General features: G+C 71.7%; 14 protein-coding genes and 1 tRNA gene. 5 read left to right on the top strand and 10 right to left on the bottom strand.

Annotated elements, in window-relative coordinates; translation table 11 throughout:
• Positions 1-66: 66 nt before the first annotated feature.
• Positions 67-888: a hypothetical protein gene (locus ACFZDE_RS18265; protein ID WP_391200717.1), complete on the bottom strand. Its 822-nt coding sequence runs from the start codon at positions 886-888 to the stop codon at positions 67-69.
• A 244-nt stretch (positions 889-1,132) separates the two neighbouring features.
• Here ACFZDE_RS18265 and ACFZDE_RS18260 point away from each other — a divergent pair, with 244 nt between their 5' ends.
• Positions 1,133-1,597 (top strand): ATP-binding protein, encoded by a 465-nt coding sequence (locus ACFZDE_RS18260; RefSeq protein ID WP_142162052.1) that lies wholly within the window; start codon positions 1,133-1,135, stop codon positions 1,595-1,597.
• 86 nt (positions 1,598-1,683) lie between these two features.
• On the opposite strand, the gene ACFZDE_RS18255 is transcribed toward ACFZDE_RS18260, so the two are convergent.
• The 3 genes from ACFZDE_RS18255 to ACFZDE_RS18245 all read right to left on the bottom strand — a co-directional run bounded on the left by ACFZDE_RS18255 (position 1,684) and on the right by ACFZDE_RS18245 (position 7,999).
• Entirely contained in the window at positions 1,684-4,677 is a 2,994-nt protein-coding gene (locus ACFZDE_RS18255) for a glycine--tRNA ligase (RefSeq protein ID WP_391200713.1), read from the bottom strand.
• Positions 4,678-4,917: 240 nt separating this feature from the next.
• A complete protein-coding gene (locus tag ACFZDE_RS18250; protein ID WP_390998339.1) occupies positions 4,918-6,408 on the bottom strand; it encodes an aminopeptidase P N-terminal domain-containing protein in 1,491 nt (496 codons plus the stop codon).
• Positions 6,409-6,484: 76 nt separating this feature from the next.
• Positions 6,485-7,999, bottom strand: a complete 1,515-nt coding sequence (locus ACFZDE_RS18245; RefSeq protein WP_391200710.1) for a SpoIIE family protein phosphatase — start codon at positions 7,997-7,999, stop codon at positions 6,485-6,487.
• Positions 8,000-8,502: 503 nt separating this feature from the next.
• On the opposite strand from ACFZDE_RS18245, the gene ACFZDE_RS18240 reads away from it, so the two are divergent.
• Both ACFZDE_RS18240 and ACFZDE_RS18235 read left to right on the top strand, forming a co-directional pair.
• The gene (locus tag ACFZDE_RS18240) at positions 8,503-9,168 is read left to right on the top strand and encodes a bifunctional DNA primase/polymerase (RefSeq protein WP_390998333.1); all 666 of its coding nucleotides are present in this window, start codon (positions 8,503-8,505) and stop codon (positions 9,166-9,168) included.
• A gap of 154 nt (positions 9,169-9,322) precedes the next feature.
• Complete coding sequence (locus ACFZDE_RS18235; protein WP_391201351.1) at positions 9,323-9,913, top strand: hypothetical protein; 591 nt, start codon at positions 9,323-9,325, stop codon at positions 9,911-9,913.
• Positions 9,914-10,237: 324 nt separating this feature from the next.
• Here the strand turns inward: ACFZDE_RS18235 and ACFZDE_RS18230 are convergent, their stop codons facing one another.
• The 3 genes from ACFZDE_RS18230 to ACFZDE_RS18220 all read right to left on the bottom strand — a co-directional run bounded on the left by ACFZDE_RS18230 (position 10,238) and on the right by ACFZDE_RS18220 (position 13,023).
• On the bottom strand, positions 10,238-11,227 hold the full coding sequence (locus tag ACFZDE_RS18230; protein ID WP_391200709.1) for a DUF5926 family protein: 990 nt from the start codon (positions 11,225-11,227) through the stop codon (positions 10,238-10,240).
• 139 nt (positions 11,228-11,366) lie between these two features.
• On the bottom strand, positions 11,367-12,005 hold the full coding sequence (locus ACFZDE_RS18225; protein ID WP_390998326.1) for an ATP-binding protein: 639 nt from the start codon (positions 12,003-12,005) through the stop codon (positions 11,367-11,369).
• A 190-nt stretch (positions 12,006-12,195) separates the two neighbouring features.
• A complete protein-coding gene (locus ACFZDE_RS18220) occupies positions 12,196-13,023 on the bottom strand; it encodes a glycerophosphodiester phosphodiesterase family protein (protein WP_391200707.1) in 828 nt (275 codons plus the stop codon).
• Positions 13,024-13,310: 287 nt separating this feature from the next.
• Here ACFZDE_RS18220 and ACFZDE_RS18215 point away from each other — a divergent pair, with 287 nt between their 5' ends.
• Both ACFZDE_RS18215 and ACFZDE_RS18210 read left to right on the top strand, forming a co-directional pair.
• Positions 13,311-14,786: a trypsin-like peptidase domain-containing protein gene (locus ACFZDE_RS18215; RefSeq protein WP_390998321.1), complete on the top strand. Its 1,476-nt coding sequence runs from the start codon at positions 13,311-13,313 to the stop codon at positions 14,784-14,786.
• Between the two features lie 63 nt (positions 14,787-14,849).
• Positions 14,850-14,936: transfer RNA gene (locus ACFZDE_RS18210), tRNA-Ser, on the top strand.
• Positions 14,937-15,072: 136 nt separating this feature from the next.
• On the opposite strand, the gene ACFZDE_RS18205 is transcribed toward ACFZDE_RS18210, so the two are convergent.
• The 3 genes from ACFZDE_RS18205 to ACFZDE_RS18195 all read right to left on the bottom strand — a co-directional run bounded on the left by ACFZDE_RS18205 (position 15,073) and on the right by ACFZDE_RS18195 (position 18,637).
• Positions 15,073-16,449 (bottom strand): tyrosine-type recombinase/integrase, encoded by a 1,377-nt coding sequence (locus tag ACFZDE_RS18205; RefSeq protein ID WP_391200705.1) that lies wholly within the window; start codon positions 16,447-16,449, stop codon positions 15,073-15,075.
• Between the two features lie 61 nt (positions 16,450-16,510).
• On the bottom strand, positions 16,511-16,696 hold the full coding sequence (locus ACFZDE_RS18200; protein WP_210635412.1) for a helix-turn-helix domain-containing protein: 186 nt from the start codon (positions 16,694-16,696) through the stop codon (positions 16,511-16,513).
• 462 nt (positions 16,697-17,158) lie between these two features.
• On the bottom strand, positions 17,159-18,637 hold the full coding sequence (locus ACFZDE_RS18195; RefSeq protein WP_391201348.1) for an ATP-binding protein: 1,479 nt from the start codon (positions 18,635-18,637) through the stop codon (positions 17,159-17,161).
• Between the last annotated feature and the right edge of the window lies 1 nt (position 18,638).

Here is an 18,638-nt window from a genome sequence, read left to right as displayed (position 1 = left end):
CGCACGCGCGCACCGCACGACGGCGGCCCCTCCTCCGCGTCGGCGGAGTGGTGTGGTCGCGTCGCGTCAGGCGGCGAGGGCGAGGGCGGCTGCGGAAGCCTGGGCGGTCGGCGGGCCGCGCCGGATCACCGTGTGCTGGAGTGCCAGGGTGCGCGGCAACGGCGGCGCGGGCCGGGTGGTGTGCACCGGGCGCGGGTGAGCCTTTGGGGCTGCCGGAAGTCCGGAGCGCAGGGCGCGTACCAGCGCGAGGGCGGCCCGCAGGGAGCGCACCAGTGCTCCCTCGGCGACTCCCTGCGCCGACAGTTCGGTGAGCCGCAGCAGCGCCAGGTCGCCGTGGCGCAGCAGCCAGCCGGTGACGAGCGCCGCGAGGAGGTGTCCGAGCAGCATCGGCAGGGACGGCCACAGCGAGGCGGCGGAGGTGGAGGCGGCGTCCGCGGCCACATGCGTGTGGGTTCCGGTGTGCGGCTGGATCCGGGCGTCGGCGAGGATCCTCTGCGCCTGCACCGGGCTGATCGCCGCCGCTGTCGTGCCGCACACGAACCGCGCGGCCTGCTGGACGAGTGCGGCGTCGCTCCCGCCCGCTGCCGCCGAGGACGTGACGGCGGCCGTACCGTGCTGGCCGAGGCCGAACAGGGTGTGCAGCACCGTCTGACCGGCCGTGAGCAGCACCGTGATCCCCGCCAGCGAGCGCACGCGCCCGGCGAGCGGAGCCGCCACGGCGGCCACCCCGAGGAACCCGGCGCCCAGCGTCCACAGCGGGACGCCGTCGCACGAGGCGAGTGCGTGACCTGCCCCGGCCAGCACGACACAGACCGCGGCGAACACCGCGGCCCGCAGGATCCGGAGCGTGTGTCCGGAGCGCGTCGCGCGCGCGTGGGGGGCAGTCATGGCGGGCTCATCATCGCACTGGCCCCGCACGCCCCGTGCGGCAGGTCCACAAGATGCCGTACGACCGGAACGTCATGCTCTGGCCCCGCCCGCCCCTGGATGCGCCGATGTCCGCCCCCACATACACCGATCAGGACCAGCGCGCATCCGCCGTATGGGCGGCGTCACGTCAACTTCACGCTTACACAGGGGCACGCAGGGCAATACGTAACGGTATGTCGAGCCGCAGCCAGGAGGCTGGAGCATGAGCATCTGGTGGTCACTCCATCTGCGGCGCGAAGCTGCGAGCGTGCCGCTCGCCCGCCGCCTGCTGATCGGCACGATGGAGACCGCGGGCGTCGACCCGGACATCTCCTACGACCTCTCCGTCGCCCTCAGCGAGGCGTGCGCGAACGCCGTGGAGCACGGCGGGGACACGGGGCGTGGTCCCGGCTCGGAGGCGTATCGGGTCACGGCCTATCTGGACGGCGAGAAGTGCCGGATCGAGGTCGCCGACGCCGGTCCGGGCTTCCCCGCGGCGTCCGCCGGCCGGCCCCGCCCGCCGATCCGCCCCGCGCACTCCGACGCGGAGAACGGCAGGGGGCTGTGCCTCATCGAGGAGCTCGCCGACCACGTCCACATCGGCAACAAGCCGGGCCGGGGCGGAGCCGTGGTGAGCTTCGACAAGGTCCTCAAGTGGCGCTCCGGCGCACCGCTGATGGCGGTCTGACCTCTCCGGCCGGGCGGTGTTTCACGTGAAACACCGCCCGTGAACGACCGTGCGGAGCAACACCATGTGCGGCCGGGCAGGCGCCCCTACAGCGCGTCCCAGTCCAGCGTCGTACGAGCCAGCCCCGCCACCTCCGTCAGCAGCGCCAGCCGCGCCGCCCGGAGCGCCGGGTCGGGGTCCATCACCAGCACCGCGTCGAAGAACACGCCGATCGCCTCGACCAGCGGGGCGGAGACCTCGATCAGGGCGCCCAGGTCGTCTTCGCGGCCCTGCAAGGCCTGACGCACGGCCTGTGCGCTCTCGGCGAGAGCCAGTTCGGCGGGCGCGGTCAGCAGGGACGCGTCCGCCGCCTCGACACCGCCCTCGGGCAGGATGCGCACCACCCGCTGGAACGCGGCGGCGAGCGCCTCGAAGGCCTCGCTGCCGACATGCCGCTCCAGCGTGGCCAGCGTGCGATCGCCGTGGGCGGGCCGGTCGGCCCAGACCAGGACGGCCTGGACGAGCCGGTGCTCGTGCCCGGCGTCCGTGAGCTGCTGCTCATAGCGCCGGGTGATGAGCTCGGCGGCCTCGGCGACGCGCTCGGCGGGCACTTCGACGCCCTGTGCGGCATACCGTACGGCCGCCGCGCGCAGTCCCTCGCTCACCCGCACCCCGGCTAGGGCGGGCAGGCTCCGCAACACGTTGAGCAGCCCGATCGCCGCCCGGCGCACCCCGTACGGGTCGGAGCTGCCGGTGGGTGCGGCGCCGATGAGGAACATGCCGGTCACCAGGTCGAACCGGTCGGCGAGGGACAGCACGGCCCCCGCGTCGGTGGCGGGCAGGGCGCCACCGGCGGACCGGGGCAGCTCCATCTCGGCCAGTGCCCGGGCGACCTCCGGGGACTCACCGGCCCGGCGGGCGTACTCCTCCGCCATGACCCCGGCCAGCCCGGAGAACTCGATCACCATCTGTGAGGCCAGGTCGAACTTGGCCAGCGCGCCGGCCCGCCGTACGACCTCCACCGACGATTCCGGGAGCCCGGCCCGTCCGGCCAGGTCCTGGGCGAGGGAGGCGAGCCGGACGGCTCGGTCGGCGACCGTGCCCAGCCGGTCCTCGAAGGTCAGCTTGTCCAGCCGCCGCCGGAACTCCTCCGGCGCCACCTTCAGGTCCGCCCGCCAGAAGAACGCGGCGTCCTCGTAACGGGCTCTGAGCACCGCCTCGTTGCCCGCCCGCACCACGTCGTCGTCGCACAGGGCGTTGGCGAAGGTCACGAAGTGCGGCATCAGCCGGTCGCCGTCCAGCACCGGCAGATAGCGCTGGTGCTTGCGCATCACGGTGGTCAGGACGCTCGCGGGCAGTTCGAGGTAGCGCTCGTCGAACGACCCCCGCACGGCGTACGGGAACTCCAGGATGTCGGTGATCTCGTCGATCAGCCCGGCCTGGCCCTCGACGTCGATGCGCCCGCCGACCTCCGCGGCGGCCTCCACGGCACCGCGCACGACCGCGCCGCGCCGGGCGTCCCGGTCGAGCAGGATGCCGTGCATGTGCAGGAAGTGCGGGTAGCCCTCGGCGGAGGTCACCCGGACCTCCGGGTAAGGAGCCTGCCGCTGCACCCGCGTGGTGTCGCCGGACGACAGCGAGGACACCACCACGGGCAGGGGGGTGCGGCCCAGCAGCGCGAGCAGCCAGCGCACCGGACGCGAGAACGACAGCCCCGGGTCGCTCCAGCGCATGTTGCGCCCGGCCCGCAGCCCGGAGACGACCTCGGCCAGCAGATCGCTGAGCACTTCGACGGCCGGGCGGCCCTCCTCGTGCCGGGTCAGGGCCACGTACTCGACCCCCTTGACCTCGACGATCCGCACATCGGTCGGTTCGGCGCCCTGGCTGCGGGCGAAGCCCAGCAGCGCGGGAGTGGGAGCGCCGTCCTTGAAGGCGGCGGCGACCTTCGGCCCGCGCACGGTCTGCATGGTGTCCCGCTCGCGCGGCTGCACCCCGTCGACGGTGATCACGATCCGGCGGGGGGTGGCCAGCACGTTGATCGCGCCGTGCCCCAGCCGGGTCGCGGCGAGCTTGGCGGTGACCGACTCGCGTACCGCCTCGGTGGTCGCTGGGACGTCGGCGTAGGGCAGCTCCTCGACGCCGATCTCGAACAGCAGCGTCTCGACGCCGGGCACCTTGGGCAGCACGGCCCGCTCGGCCGGTGCGGGCGCGGCGGCCTGTCCGAGCGGGTGCTCCAGCGCGGCCCGCCGCCGCTCCCACAGCTTGGCCGTCTCATGGGTCAGGCCCCGCATCAGCGAGAACGCCTTGGCCCGCTCGGTGGTGCTGATCGCACCGCGCGCGTCGAGCACGTTGAAGGTGTGGCTGCACTTGAGCACGTAGGTGTACGCCGGGACCGGCAGCTCCAGGTCCAGCAGGCGCCGGGCCTCGGCCGCGTACGAGTCGAACAGCCGCTGGTTGGTGTCGATGTCGGCGTCGTCGAGGTAGTAGCGGCTCATCTCGTACTCGTTCTGCCCGAACACCTCGCCGTAGGTGATGCCCGGCGCGTACGCGATGTCCTTGAAGTGGGACACGCCCTGAAGGTTCATCAGGATGCGTTCGAGGCCGTAGGTGATCTCCACCGACACCGGGTCCAGGGCGACGCCGCCGACCTGCTGGAAGTAGGTGAACTGGGTGATCTCCATGCCGTCCAGCCAGACCTCCCAGCCCAGCCCCCAGGCGCCGAGGGCGGGCGAGGCCCAGTTGTCCTCGACGAACCGCACGTCGTGCGCGTTCAGGTCGACGCCGAGCGCCCGCAGGCTGCCCAGATACAGCTCCTGCGGGTTGCCCGGGTCGGGCTTGAGGATCACCTGGAACTGGGTGTGGGTCTGGAGCCGGTTGGGGTTCTCGCCGTAGCGCGAGTCGTCGGGCCGTACGCTCGGCTCCACGTAGGCGACGCTCCACGGCTCGGGACCGAGCACCCGCAGCGCCGTGGCCGGGTTGGCCGTACCGGCTCCGACCTCGGTGTTCAGCGGCTGCGTGATCATGCAGCCGTTGTCGCTCCAGTACTTCTGGAGCGTGAGGATGGCGTCCTGCATGGTCAGCGCCGTCGATACGTTCGTCATGATGATCGCGCCTGTTCCCCGAGTCGGACCGGCAAGGTCGGCCATGATCTCATACGTCAACTACCGCTGACCTGCTGTTTCTTGACCGACCGGTCGGACGACTCCGGCCGGTGCCCCCAGGGCGCCCCCGAGCCCCAGGCCCGGCTGGGCGGCCTGAGGTCTCAGGGGGGGGCGGGGCTGAGGCGCGGTGCGGCTCCGCCGCGAGAGGGCGACGAGCCACAGATCACCCGCACCCGAACGTCAGCCCTTGAGCGACGCCATCCACGCCTCGACCTCATCCGAACGCCGGGGCAGCGCCGCGCTCAGGTTCCGGTTCCCGTCCTCCGTCACGAGGATGTCGTCCTCGATCCGCACCCCGATACCCCGGTACTCCTCGGGCACGGTGAGGTCGTCCGCCTGGAAGTACAGCCCGGGTTCCACGGTCAGGCACATCCCCGGTTCGAGGACGCCGTCCACATACGCCTCGACCCGCGCGGCAGCGCAGTCGTGCACGTCCATGCCGAGCATGTGCCCGGTGCCGTGCAGCGTCCAGCGCCGCTGCAGCCCGAGCTCCAGCACCCGCTCCACGGGCCCCTCGACGAGGCCCCACTCGACGAGCTTCTCGGCCAGTACCCGCTGCGCGGCGTCATGGAAGTCGCGGTACTTCGCGCCGGGCTTCACCGCCGCGATCCCGGCCTCCTGGGCCTCGTACACGGCGTCGTAGATCGTGCGCTGGAGATCGCTGAACCGTCCGTTGATCGGCAGCGTGCGCGTCACGTCGGCCGTGTAGTACGTGTGCGTCTCCACCCCCGCGTCGAGCAGCAGCAGCTCACCCGGGCGGACCGCCCCGTCGTTGCGCACCCAGTGCAATGTGCAGGCGTGCGGCCCGGCCGCGGCGATCGTGCCGTAGCCGACGTCGTTGCCCTCCACGCGCGCGCGGAGGAAGAACGTGCCCTCGATGTACCGCTCGGAGGTCGCCTCGGCCTTGTCGAGGACCTTCACGACGTCCTCGAAGCCGCGCACGGTCGAGTCGACCGCCTTCTGCAGCTCGCCGACCTCGAACTCGTCCTTGACCAGGCGCGCCTCGGAGAGGAAGACCCGCAGCTCCTCGTCGCGCTCGGCGGTGACCTTGTCGGTCAGGGCCGCCTCGATGCCGGCGTCGTAGCCGCGCACGACCCGCACCGGCCCGGTGGCCTCGCGCAGGGCCCCGGCCAGCTCGCGCACGTCGGAGGCGGGGATGCCGTACAGCGTCCCGGCCTCGGTGAGGGAGTGCCTGCGGCCCACCCACAGCTCGCCCTGGCCGTTCAGCCAGAACTCGCCGTTCTCCCGGTCGGAGCGCGGCAGGAGGTAGATCGTCGCCTCGTGGCCCTCGTCCTTGGGCTCCAGGACCAGGACGCCGTCCTCCGTCTGGTTGCCGGTGAGGTAGGCGTACTCGACGGAGGCGCGGAAGGCGTACTCGGTGTCGTTCGAGCGGGTCTTCAGGTTGCCCGCGGGGATCACCAGGCGCTCACCCGGGAAGCGCGCGGAGAGCGCGGCCCGGCGGGCGGCGGTCTCGGCGGCCTGGGGGATGGGCTCGAGGTCGCGCAGCTCGGTGTCGGCCCAGCCGCTCTTCATGTTCTCGGCAAGCTCGTCGGACACGCCCGGGTACAGTCCGTTCTTCCGCTGCTTGATCGGCTCTTCGCTCTCGTCCGGGCCCACTGCGTCAGCAGCGGAATCCGGCACTGCCGGGGTGAGCTCCTCGGCCACGGTCATCCTCCTCGATACGGCACTGGACCGTCCTCCACTGTACGGCGGCGCGGAACCGGGCCCGGGGCGATGACGAGGAGCGTTACTCGAAGCGGACCGCCAGCAGGACGACGTCCTCCGCACCCTCCGCGGCGTCCAGCCCGTCCGGCAGCACGCTCCGCAGGACGTGGTCGGCGATCGCGCCGGGGTCGCCGCGCAGGGCCCTGGGCACTCCGGCCGCCGCCGTGTGCAGCCGGGCGAAGGCGCGGTCGGTGGCCTCGCCGGTGCGGTGCAGCAGCCCGTCGGTGTACAGCAGAACCGTCTCTCCGGGTTCGGCGAGGATCTCCACGCTCGGCGCCTCCCAGCAGGCGAGCATGCCCAGCGGGGCTGAGACGGAGGTCTCGACGAACTCGGTGCGGCGCGGTCCGATCAGCAGCGGCGGGCTGTGCCCGGCACCGGCCAGCGTGATCTTGCGCGCCGCCGGTTCGCAGTAGCCGAACAGAGCGGTGGCCGAGCGGGCCGGCTCGGTCAGCCGCAGCAGCAGCTCCAGATCGGACAGGACGGCGACCGGGTCCTCCCCCTCCATCACGGCGTAGGCGCGCAGCGACGCCCGCAGCCGTCCCATCGCGGCGACCGCGCTGGGCCCCGAGCCGGTGACGGACCCCACGGCCAGGCCCAGGGCGGCGTCGGGCAGCGGCAGGGCGTCGTACCAGTCGCCGCCGCCGCGCGGGCCGGTGCGGTGCCGGGCGGCCAGCTGGACGCCCGCGACCCGGGGCAGCCGCGCGGGCAGCAGCTCGTCGGACATCGTGGCCATGGACGTGCGCGTGCGTTCCAGTTCGAGGAGCCGGGCCAGGTGCTCGGCGGCGTAGCGCGTGTAGAGCCCGGCGAGGTGGCGTTGCCGCTCGCCCGGTTCGGCGGGCTCGTCGTAGAGCCACACGGCGGCGCCGAGGCGGCCGGCGGGGTCGGTGGCCAGGGGCAGGGCGTAGCTGGCGGCGTAGCCGAGGCGGGCGGCGACGTCGCGGTGGCGGGGGTCGAGCCCCTCCTGCGCGAACAGGTCGGGCACGGCGATGCCGCCCTCGCCGCCCGGCAGGCCTTCGAGGATCCGCCCGTAGGACAGGGCGCTGCGCGGCACCGTCTCGATGTGGCCGAGATCGGCGCGGGCCAGACCCAGGCCGATGGTGGTGTCCGGGCCGAGTCCGTCGCCCGGTTCCAGGACGACGAGGCCGCGCCGGGCGCCCACCAGGGCGGCGCCGGCCTCCAGCAGTTCCTGGAGCGCCTCGTCGAGGGTGGCCGTGCGGGCCAGGCGTTCGGTGAGTTCGTGCAGGGTGGTGAGGTCGGAGACCCAGCCGGCGAGTCGGTCCTGGAGCACGGCGCTGGGAGGGACCGGGGGAGGTGCGGGGACGGCCGGGGGCGAACCCGCCGCCACGGGCGCGACAGTGTGTGCGGGTGCCGGAACCGTTGAATCGATTCCAGCCACTTTCGGAGGGTGCGGAGCGTTCATGGCGTCCGGCCTTCCAACCGGTACGTACTGCTCAAAAGCATCGCAAACCCCCATGTCATTCTGCGTCGCTAGCAGTGTCTCCACATGTACACGCACTCGTGAGGAGATGTCCAGCATTGTCCTGCCGGGATTCCTGGTGTCCGTGAGGTGCGCGGGAACAACTCCCCTTCCTCTTGCGGAAATGCAAAGTTGGCTTAAAACTGCCTCAGGGGACGGCTTATTGCGGTCGACTGGGCTTGCTCGACGGAGCGTCACAACGGTCGTGATGGGTACCTACTCGGTAAAGGCCAGGGGTGGTTGGGAACCACCCGGAACCTGGTGACGGAACCGGGCGTCCTATCCACCGACGACCGTGCCCCATCCTCCCGTGGCGGAGGCGGAGAGAAATACGCGCGACGGCAAACGCCATACTTCGCCACCCCTGCGCCACGCCCGTGCTTTCGACAGACCCAGTATGGGCGGGCGGCCGTGGAGGCAGCCCAAAGCTCGACCCGGAGGGGTTCCCCTTGCTTCAAGCAGGGGTGTGATGCGCCAACAGGTACGCACAGTGAAGTGATCGACACATGATGTGACGTGGACCACGGTGTTGCCAGGCGTGCAACGGAAAGGAACGAGCGCTCATGCGCGAGATCCTCGGAAGGCGACGCAGGCTCTTGTCCCAGCGCGGCGACGACAAGCCTGAGCTGATCGACGCGGCCCTGACCTATGCGACGCAGTGGCGGTGGCCCGTACTCCCGGGCGTGGCGGCGGACCCGCAGGGGCACTCCCGCTGCAGCTGCCCCGACCCCGACTGCACGGTGCCCGGCGCGCATCCCTTCGACCCCGGCCTCCTCGCGGCCACCACCGACGCACGCATGGTGCGCTGGTGGTGGGGCAACCGGCCGACGGCGCCGATCGTCCTGGCCACCGGCGGCCAGGCCCCCTGCGCGGTCTCCCTGCCGGCCCTGCCGGCCGCCCGCGCCCTCAAGGCGCTCGACCGGATGGGCATGCGGCTCGGCCCGGTCGTGGCCTCCCCCGCCCGCTGGGCGATCCTCGTCAAGCCGTACTCCATGGAGCAGCTCGGTGAGCTGCTCTACGCCAAGGACTTCGTACCCGGCTCCCTCCGCTTCCACAGCGAGGGCGGGTATCTGGCCCTGCCTCCGTCCGAGACCGGTGGTGGCGAGATCCGCTGGGAGCGCGCGCCGCTGCCCGGATCGGCCTCCCCGTGGCTGCCCGACGTCGAGGCCGTGGTGGACGCCGTGGTCGAGGCGCTCACTCGTACGGGTGTGAGCGCGCCCGAGTTGTAGGGCTGTCGGGCGCGCCGGGCCCGGTGTCCGCCCCGGCGCGTTAAGTTCCGGAACCATGCGGCGACATGCCCGGGGGCGTCCCCGGGACTCCCGGGACTCCCGAAAGCGTTCCCGGGACTCCCGAAAGACCAGATTCCTCGCCCTCGCGGGCGTCCTGGCGGCGTGCGCGATCGCACTACCGCTGGCGGCGGCGTCCGCGGGGTCGGTGGGTGCCACGGGGCCTGCGGGGTCCAAGGGTTCCATGGGCGCTGCCGGGTCGGTGGGCGCCGCGGGCTCGAAGGAGGCCGCCGGGTCGGTGAGTGGCGACGCCCGAGTGTCCGGTTCCGGTGCCCTACGGCCTGCCCCGCGCGCCGACGGCAAGGCGCCCGGGGCGCCGGAGCCCTCCGCCGCCGCTCTCCCCGCGCTCGGCCAGGGACTGTCGACCGCCGTGCGCTGCGGCCCCGAACTCTCCTCCCCCGACGGCATCGAGGCGCAGACCTGTGTGGTGACGCAGGGTGCGCAGACCTGGGCGCGGACCTACTACCGCAACGCGACGGGCGAGGCGCTGGACGCCGTGCTGAGCCTGATGGGCCCGGACGACCGAAACGTGCGCATGACGTGCGCCGTGGGGGCGGAGGACGAGCCGGGCACCTGTGAGACGCCCCGGGAGCCCGCACATGGGAATCCGGCGGCGTACACGGCCGTCGCGGAGTTCGCCGAGCGGGGCGGGCTGGGCCCGCTGCTGCTGCGCTCGGGAAGCAACTGACCTGCGGAAAAGGGGAGTTGGCGAGCGGCTCGGTCCGGTGCACGGGAGTGCGGACGCAAAGACCCGGTTGCTGGCGACGGGGGATGCACCAGCAACCGGGCTACAGGAACGGTAACAAGAGATCGGCGGTTCGCAAATTCGAACTCGTCTTTCCGGTCACCGACTGGCTTGTCCCCGACGGGAGTTGTGAACCGTCGAAGGCGCGACAACCCGGCCGGCCGGTGGTCCGGCCGGCCCGGGTGCCGAGGCGGGCGAGGCGGGCGTCAGCTGAGCCCGAGAGGCCGAGGCGGGCGTCAGCTGAGCCCGAGGCGGGCGAGGCGGGCGTCAGCTGAGCGTGACCTGCCGGTTGGTGAGGCCGCCGCGGGCACGGCGCTCGTCCGGGGTGAGCGGCGCGTCCGTCGCCAGGGCGGCGGCGAGGCGCTCGGCGAACTCCGCGGCCGGCTTCTCGACGTCCTCGGCCGTGACCCCGCTGGGCAGGTCCCACACCGGCACGGTGAGTCCGTGAGCGCGGAAGGAACCGACCAGGCGGGTGCCCTCGCCGAGGCTGGAGCGGCCCGCTGCGTGCAGCCGCGCGAGCGCGTCCAGAAGCAGCTCCTCGGCGTGCGGCATGACCCACCGCAGGTGGTTCTTCTCCGGCGTCTCGCACCAGTACGCGGCGTCCACGCCCTGGAGCTTGACGGTCGGGATGGCCGCCGAGTTGGCCCGCTCCAGGGAGGCGGTCACGTCGGGCGTGGCGTTCTCCGGGTCCGGCACCCAGAACTCGAAGCCGCTGTGCACTTCTGGCTCGAACGCGCCCTCGGGGTCGAGCAGGTCCTGCAGCCGCGGGCCGTCGGCCGGGGCGCGGCGGCCCTGGACGGGCGTGCCCGGATCGGCTTCCAGGGCGCGCTGGAGGGTGTCGGCGAGGTCGCGGCTGATGTCGCCGGACGAGGTGTCGTTCTGCAGGCCGAGCAGGACCGAGCCGTCGTCGCGGCGCAGCGCCGGCCAGGCCATGGGCAGGACCGTGGCCAGGGTGACCGCCGGGACGCCTTCGGGCAGGCCGTCCTTGAGGGTCAGCCCGACCGTGGCCGCCGGGACCAGCTCGCGCAGGGCCACCCAGTCGCACTCGCCGGGCAGGCCCTCGAAGGGGCGGTGCACCAGCTCGGTCACGGCGTGCGAGGCGGCCCGGCCGTGGCAGGCCTTGTAGCGGCGGCCGCTGCCGCAGGGGCAGGGCTCGCGAGCGCCGACGACCGGAACGTCTCCATCGGCACCAGCGGTGCGGGCTCCGCCCGTGGTCTGCGGGCGCTTGGCCTTCGTCTGGGGTCGCTTCTTGGCCATCGATGGGTCTCCCGGTTACGGCTCGTCTCGTACGGTCGCGAGCCTAGCCGTTCGGGCCGCGGCGACGGGGCCCTGTGGACAACCGCCACCGGTTCAGCGCCCGGCCCTCCGCTCAGTTCATCGCTCAGTCCATGTCGTCTCAGTCCATGTCGTCGAAGGCGTCCGCGAAGTCGAGCCCCGGTATGTGGGAGACCGCGGGGGCGATGACGCGCGTGGCGAAGTCGTCGCGGCGGTGGCCCGCGTCCGGGTCGTGGACGTCGTCGTGGACGATGACCCACACGGTGACCTCGCCGCGGATGTCGTCCCGCACGCCCCAGTCGTCGGCGAGCGCGGTGATGATGTTCAGCCCGCGGCCGCCGTGTGCCGTGACCGACGGGGTCGCGGGGGCGGGGCGGGTCGGGCCGCCGCCGTCCGTGACCTCCACGACGAGCCGGCCGGCCGGTTCCACACGCCACGCGGCACGGACGTCACCGTCACCGGCGAACGCGTCGCCCAGCGGCCTGCCGTGCTTGCACGCATTGCTCAAGAGCTCGGAAAGGATCAGCACGGCGTCGTCGATGACCGATTCCGCGACGCCACCTCTGCGCAGCTGCGTACGCATCCGGTGTCGCGCTTCCCCCACGCCCGCAGGGCCATGGGGTACGGCCATGCTCGACGACGTGGGCACCTCCTGTGCCACCACCAACGCCACCCCCGAGACCTCCTTCGCCCCACGCCACGGTGTGGATGCCCCATTGGCCTGTACCGGAAACCGGCCAATCCACGTCCGGTGACGCATTCACCATGCGTGAATACGGAACGAACGCGCCGGAGCACTCCCTGTAATCACATGGCTGGAAATCATCGGTGTGGCCGATAAGGGAGGATCCCGCCCGTCGAGGCGTGGGGTCAAGGGGTGTGCGTGGTTCTGGTGTGACTTGAGAGGTTGAGGGCGCCGAGGCCAGGAGTCGGGGGTTCGGGGCCGGTGATCAGCGGCCGAGCTGGTCCAGTACCGCGCGCGGGCGGTTGGTGATGATGGCGTCGACGCCCAGTTCGACGCAGTGGTCCACGTCCTCGGGCTCGTTCACGGTCCACACGTGCACCTGGTGCCCGGCCTGCTTGAGGCGCTGGATGTACGTGGGGTGGTTGCGCACGATGCGGATGGAGGGGCCTGCGATCCGTACGCCCGGGGGCAGCCGTCCGTCGCGCAGCCGGGGGGAGAGGAACTGCGTCAGGTAGACCGTCGGGAGGCTCGGCGAGGCGGCACGCACGCGGTGCAGCGAGCGGGCGGAGAAGCTCATGACCCGCACCTGGGACTCTTCCGCGGTGGCCGGGGCGTCGAGTCCGAACCGCTTCAGCAGGACCAGCAGCCGGTCCTCGACCTGGCCGGCCCAGCGGGTGGGGTGCTTGGTCTCGATGGCCAGTTCCACGCGGCGTCCGGCGTCGGCGACGAGTTCCAGCAGCCGCTCCAGGGTGAGGACGGAGGTCGCCTCGCGGTCCTCCGGGCGGTGCTCCCAGTCGGGCTCCTCGTCGCGTCCCCTCCAGGCCTCGCCCGTCTTCCAGGAGCCGAAGTCCAGGGCGGCGAGGTCGGCGAGCTCCAGCGCGGAGACCGCGCCACGGCCGTTGGACGTACGGTTGATCCGGCGGTCGTGTACGCACACCAGGTGGCCGTCGGCGGTGAGGCGCACATCGCATTCGAGGGCGTCCGCGCCGTCCTCGATCGCCTTGGTGTACGCGGCCAGGGTGTGTTCCGGGGCGTCCTCGGAGGCTCCGCGGTGGGCGACGACTTGAATCACATGCTGTCGTGCGTGGGTCACCGCGTCATGGTGCCACCGAGTGCGGGTACGCGTCCGGTCGGACGGACTCGACGGTGGGACAGGTCCGGACGGAGGCATTGGGATTGCATCCTTATCGCCAGTAATGACCTATATAAAGAATGGCCGCGGACGCACAGGCACCGCTTATGGTGCTCTGACGGCCTGTGGGAAAAGCTGACGGCATACAAAGGGACAAGCACAGCTGCAGCGCGCCGGACCGTCGGACGGCGTGGACAAGCGTGACCGAGTGCGACCCGGAAAACAGCCGTGGATCTAGGAGAGAAGCTGTGAGCACCGAGAACGAGGGCACCGCGGTACCCCCCGCCCCGTCCGCACCCCCCGTGCCGGTGGACGCTCCCGCTGCTCCGGCGCCCCAGGCACAGCCGCCCCAGGCACAGGCTCCTCAGGGGCAGGCTCCCCAGGGGCCGTACGGTCAGGACGCCCAGGCACCGGACCCGCAGGGGCAGGGCGCAGCCAGGGACGCCGGTCACCCCGGCGACCCTGCCACCGCCTCCTCATCCTCTTCCGCCCCCGACCCGTCCTGGCCCCCGCCCCCGCCGCCGACCGCCCCCTACGGCGACGGCGGTTCCGGGGCCGGACCGGGCGGCTGGGGTTCGTCGTACCAGCAGCCGGCGCCGAAGTCCGGCCGCGGGCGCGGCGGTCTGGTCGCCGCGGTCCTGGTGGCCGCGCTGGTGGCGGGCGGCATCGGCGGCGGGCTCGGCTACGTGTTGGCGAAGGACAACGACGAGAGCACCGGCTCGACGACGGTCTCGGCCTCCGCGAACGGCGGTGACGTCAAGCGTGACCCCGGCACGACCGCGGGTGTCGCCGCCAAGGCGCTGCCCAGCACGGTCACCATCGAGGCCGAGAGCACCAGCGGCGAGGGCGGCACCGGCACGGGCTTCGTCTTCGACAAGCAGGGCCACATCGTCACCAACAACCACGTGGTGGCGGACGCGGTGGACGGTGGCAAGCTCACGGCGACCTTCCCGACCGGCAAGAAGTACGACGCGGAGGTCGTCGGTCACGCGCAGGGCTACGACGTGGCCGTCATCAAGCTCAAGGACGCCCCCGCCGACCTGAAGCCGCTCACCCTCGGCGACTCGGACAAGGTGGCCGTCGGCGACTCGACCATCGCGATCGGCGCCCCGTTCGGCCTGTCCGACACGGTGACGACGGGCATCATCAGCGCCAAGAACCGCCCGGTGGCCTCCAGCGACGGCAGCGGCAGCCAGGCGTCGTACATGAGCGCCCTGCAGACCGACGCCTCGATCAACCCGGGCAACTCCGGCGGTCCGCTGCTGGACGCGCAGGGCAATGTCATCGGCATCAACTCCGCGATCCAGTCCACCGGCAACGGCGGCTTCGGCACCGGGCAGTCGGGCTCGATCGGCCTGGGCTTCGCCATCCCGATCAACCAGGCCAAGTACGTAGCCCAGGAGCTGATCAAGAACGGCAAGCCGGTGTACGCGAAGATCGGCGCGTCCGTCTCCCTGGACGACAGCTCCGAGGGCGCGCAGATCACCGACCAGGGCGCGGGCGGCGCGGCACCGGTCGAGCCGGGCGGCCCGGCCGCCGACGCGGGCCTCAAGCCCGGCGACGTCATCACCAAGCTCGACGACCGGGTGATCGACTCCGGCCCCACGCTGATCGGCGAGATCTGGACCCACCAGCCCGGCGACAAGGTCACCATCACCTACGAGCGCGGCGGCAAGCAGCACACGGTCGAGGTCACGCTCGGCTCCCGCGTCGGCGACAACTGACCCCCACCCGCCCGCACCGACCCGTTACCCTTGTCCCCGCGCCGCCGATCACGGCCGGCGCGGGGAGGCGTGCCCGAGCGGCCGAAGGGAACGGTCTTGAAAACCGTCGTGGCAGCGATGTCACCGTGGGTTCAAATCCCACCGCCTCCGCGCAGGTCATAGATGTTGCAGGTCAGAAGGGGTGCCCCTCTCCGGAGGGGCACCCCTTCTGCATGCACCCTGTCTCACCCTGGTTCAGCGGTATCCCACCTCTGACCAGTGCGTGCGGCCAACCTGCGGCCAAGAATCAGCGCCCCTCGGCCCCCTCCGCGTGTTCCGCCAAACCCTGATCGATCAGGGCGTTCATCCTGTCCTCCTCGCCATCCAGCACCTTGGCGTAGTAGCGCTGAAGTACAGCGACGCTCTGGCCCGCGCGGCGTGCCGTCTCGGCCAGGCTCACCCCGGAGCGGAGCCAGAACGACACACACGCGTGCCGAAGGTCGTACGGGATGGCGGCCAGCGGAGAGGCGACCTGCGCGGGCGTAAGCGCCTTCCGCCGGGCCTCCTTCCACACCGCCCCGTACTCCTGCGACCGAACCGGGCCACCCCGCACGGCGCTGAACAGCCGACCGTCGGCCGTGGTCCCGGACACTTCCAGGTGGTCCCGCAGGATGCCGACCAGCACGGGCGGGATGGGCACCGGTCGGACCGCGCGATGGGCCCGGTGCTTCAGTTGCCGTTCCTCGTACGGCTTGCCATCGTCCGTCCACGCCGATCCGACCTGTGGCCGTGCGCCGGCCAGCATGAGACGGCCCCACCCGTCCGACGGGAGGTCGCACTGTTCAGCGCTGAGCATGGACACCTCCTCGGGTCGCATCGCCGCGTAGTAGATGCACGCGAAGAACGCGACCAAGTGCGCCCCACGGGGCCCCTGAGCGCGGACGGCGTCCAGAAGGGCCCGTGCCTGCGCCGGCGTGGCGACGCTCCGCACGTCCAGCTCCTCTACCGCCTTGGGGGTTTCCCAGTGGACGCGGTGCAGCGGGTTGCCGGGCAGCAGCTCGTGTTCGACGGCCAGGCGCAGGCAGTTGCTCAGCACCGCGCGGCGGCGCCGGAACGTGTTGGCGGCGGCCGGCTTGCCGTCCTGCCGCTTGGCCAGGTGTTCCAGCACCGCCCGCACGCGCTGGGCGCTGTCGAGGTCGACCACGGCCGGCGCGTTGCGCTCCACCCATGCCAGCGCCTTGCCTTCCGCCTCTGGCGGTTCCTGGCCGTGGCGGCCCGCGTTGAATCCCCACTGGTAAAGCGCGCGGCGCAAGAGTTCGTCCGCCGGTCGGCCCTTCCCGGCCGGGCACAGCGCCATCGTGGCGATGGTCAGGCTCTCCGAGATACTCGCGCGGTGCTTCGCTGCTGCTGTCGGCCACTTTCGGGCCGCGTGCGCGCGAGCATGGGTGTACCAGTTCGTGCGGTTTCGCTCTCGCACCTCGGAGACGGGGAGCCCGGTTTCCGTGTCGAACGGCTCGCCCTTGCGTGTGGCTGTCAGCAGCTCCGCGCGGCGCGCATCGGCGAGTGTCTTGGTAGCGAACTTCTCTTGGTGCTCCTTGCCGTCCACCTGCCACCGCAGTTGGAACGGCGCGGCCTTGCTCGGACGCTTCCGGATGCTCCAAATGCGCACGTCGTAGCTGTGCATGGCTCTCCTTCACGGAGAAGGGACCTCGCCAAACCGCGAGGTCCCCTCGGGTCGGTCGTGGTCAGGCGCACATCTCGTGCTCGGCCCACCACGCGTCCAGGTCGCTGCGGCGACAGCGGAGCTGTCCGTTGGGGAGCTTGATGAGCTTGGGGGCCTTGCCGCGGGCGCGCATGCGGTAGAACGCGGCGCGGCTCATCTCGATCTCTTCGAGGACTTCGGGGAGCTTGAGCATCTTGGGGCGGGCCAAGGCAGTGACTCCTTCGGAGAGTTCAGCGGGCAGGGTGGGCAAGCGGGTCCGTGTCTGTCCGAGGTGCGGATTTCTGCGTCACCCGCGTCATCTGCGTCATTCACGCCTCTGACCTGCGGCTTCGAGGTGACGCAGGAACCTGGGGGTGCGTCACCGGTGACACAGGCCTTCGTCATCGGGTGACGCGGGTGACGCAGGGTGACGTGGAAATAGGCCGTCTGCGTCACCGCTCTTTCAGCAGGTCACAGACCATTTACGGGGTGTGGGTGACGCAGGTGACGCAGGGTCTTCTACTTCGGACAAGCGAGGGGTGGTGTCTGTAGTGGTGCGCGGCTGAGAGTGTGAAGAAGGGGCCGCTTCGCGGCGCGTCCATCGCAGGGCGGCGCCGCCGCCGCACAGCAAGAGGAGCACGCGCCGCCGGGTGCTCCTCTTGCTTGTTCCGGCAGCCGTGGTGCCGCGCGGTCAGAAGGCCGGTTCCTGCTCGTGCGGCGGCGGTGCGGAGGACGGCCGGGCGATCTCGATGTAGCGGGACGTTTTGGTGCGCCCCCAGTCGATGAGGACGCCCCGGGCGGCGAGGGTGGGCTGAAGGCGCTTGAGGCGGTCTGAGAGCACCTTGCCGGTGGTCGGCCACCCTTTAGGCAGGGGACGGAAGTCCTCGCCCGTGTAGAGGCCGGTGAGGCAGTGCAGCCACTCAGCGGACGTCATCCGCTGCTCGGCGCCCGGGGCGATGCCGGCGGCGTGCTTGAGGACCGTCTGCGCTAGCAAGTCGCCCTCGATGACGTCGTCATTGAGGTCGTCCAGGCTGGCCCGGTAGGCAGCCAGCGCCCCCAGACCGGTGGCCGCGTCGAGCTGCGCACACAGGTGCGCGAAGTCGGCCATGCGCAGGTCCGTCGGGATATCCGCCTCAGCCGCGCGCACCTGCACGGTGAGGTCCAGGAGCGAGCCGAGGATGACGGGCAGCACCTCCGCGAAGTCGGACCACAGTTCCGCCTCCGTGCGTCGGACGCGGGGGCGTTCCAGCCGCAGGGGCAACAGCCGTTCGGCGAGGTCCGGCCGGATGACACCGACGTCGATGCCGGTCAGCAGCAGGGGACGGCGGTAGCCGACGCGGAAGACGTCCCCATCGGTGAACAGGGCGCGCTTGACGTTCTCCGCCCCGGTCACGATGCAGCACATCGCGTCGGACAGCTCCGGAGTCATGTGGGAGAGGTTGTCCAGGGCGGTGACCCAACCGGCCGCCACCGCCGTGATCAGGTTCTCCTCATCCTTCGGGGCCCGGCGCAGGTCCCCGGTCATGCCCTCGATGATCCGCACGAGCATCCGCCCACCGGTGGACTTGCCCGCCCCCTGCGGCCCGGTGAGGAACGGCGCCGGGACGGGCACCGTCGGCCCCAGGCAGCCGATGAGCCAGGCGATGGCCAGGCACTCGGTCTCCGCTGTGGCGAAGTTGCACAGCCGCATCAGCAGATCGATGCCCTTGCCGTCGGTGTCCTTGACCGGCAGGGGCAGTTCCCCGGTGAGCTGGGTGCGCCGCCAACACACCTCACGCGGGTCCGGGGTGCGGATGTCCCAGCCGGTGGGGTGGATCCGCACGGACTGCCCGTCGCTGCGGCCCAGGTCGAGCCACGTGGCCCCGTCGAATCCAGGGGCGACGCGGATGTGCACGGGCTGCACGTCCTCGGTCAGCGCGAGTGCCTCGATCAAGTCGAGCGCCTCCTTCATGGCGGTGCCGTTGAACACGCCGATGCCGTCCTTGAACAGTCCGACCATGAGTTCCTGCCGGTGGCTTCCCGTGGTGCCCTGGGAGCGGATCGGGCGGGCCACGGGGTGGCCGTTCCTCTGCGCGTACACGGTGCCATCGGCGGTGCGGAAGTACCGGAAGTGGGATTGCGCGTAGTCGGTGATGACCTCGCGTGCGGGGTTCTTGTCGTCGTCGGACATG

The organism is Streptomyces sp. NPDC007929, from assembly GCF_042959065.1.
GTDB lineage: Bacteria > Actinomycetota > Actinomycetes > Streptomycetales > Streptomycetaceae > Streptomyces.
The sequence above is the reverse complement of the archived record's forward strand: the minus strand, read 5'-3'. Positions and strand labels throughout refer to the sequence as shown.

Bases quoted from the DNA above. Each gene is read 5' to 3' on its own strand.
- ACFZDE_RS18265 (WP_391200717.1), bottom strand. From the start codon at position 888: ATGACTGCCCCCCACGCGCGCGCGACGCGCTCCGGACACACGCTCCGG.
- ACFZDE_RS18260 (WP_142162052.1), top strand. From the start codon at position 1,133: ATGAGCATCTGGTGGTCACTCCATCTGCGGCGCGAAGCTGCGAGCGTG.
- ACFZDE_RS18255 (WP_391200713.1), bottom strand. From the start codon at position 4,677: ATGACGAACGTATCGACGGCGCTGACCATGCAGGACGCCATCCTCACG.
- ACFZDE_RS18250 (WP_390998339.1), bottom strand. From the start codon at position 6,408: ATGACCGTGGCCGAGGAGCTCACCCCGGCAGTGCCGGATTCCGCTGCT.
- ACFZDE_RS18245 (WP_391200710.1), bottom strand. From the start codon at position 7,999: ATGCTGGACATCTCCTCACGAGTGCGTGTACATGTGGAGACACTGCTA.
- ACFZDE_RS18240 (WP_390998333.1), top strand. From the start codon at position 8,503: ATGCGCGAGATCCTCGGAAGGCGACGCAGGCTCTTGTCCCAGCGCGGC.
- ACFZDE_RS18230 (WP_391200709.1), bottom strand. From the start codon at position 11,227: ATGGCCAAGAAGCGACCCCAGACGAAGGCCAAGCGCCCGCAGACCACG.
- ACFZDE_RS18225 (WP_390998326.1), bottom strand. From the start codon at position 12,005: ATGCGTCACCGGACGTGGATTGGCCGGTTTCCGGTACAGGCCAATGGG.
- ACFZDE_RS18205 (WP_391200705.1), bottom strand. From the start codon at position 16,449: ATGCACAGCTACGACGTGCGCATTTGGAGCATCCGGAAGCGTCCGAGC.
- ACFZDE_RS18195 (WP_391201348.1), bottom strand. From the start codon at position 18,637: ATGTCCGACGACGACAAGAACCCCGCACGCGAGGTCATCACCGACTAC.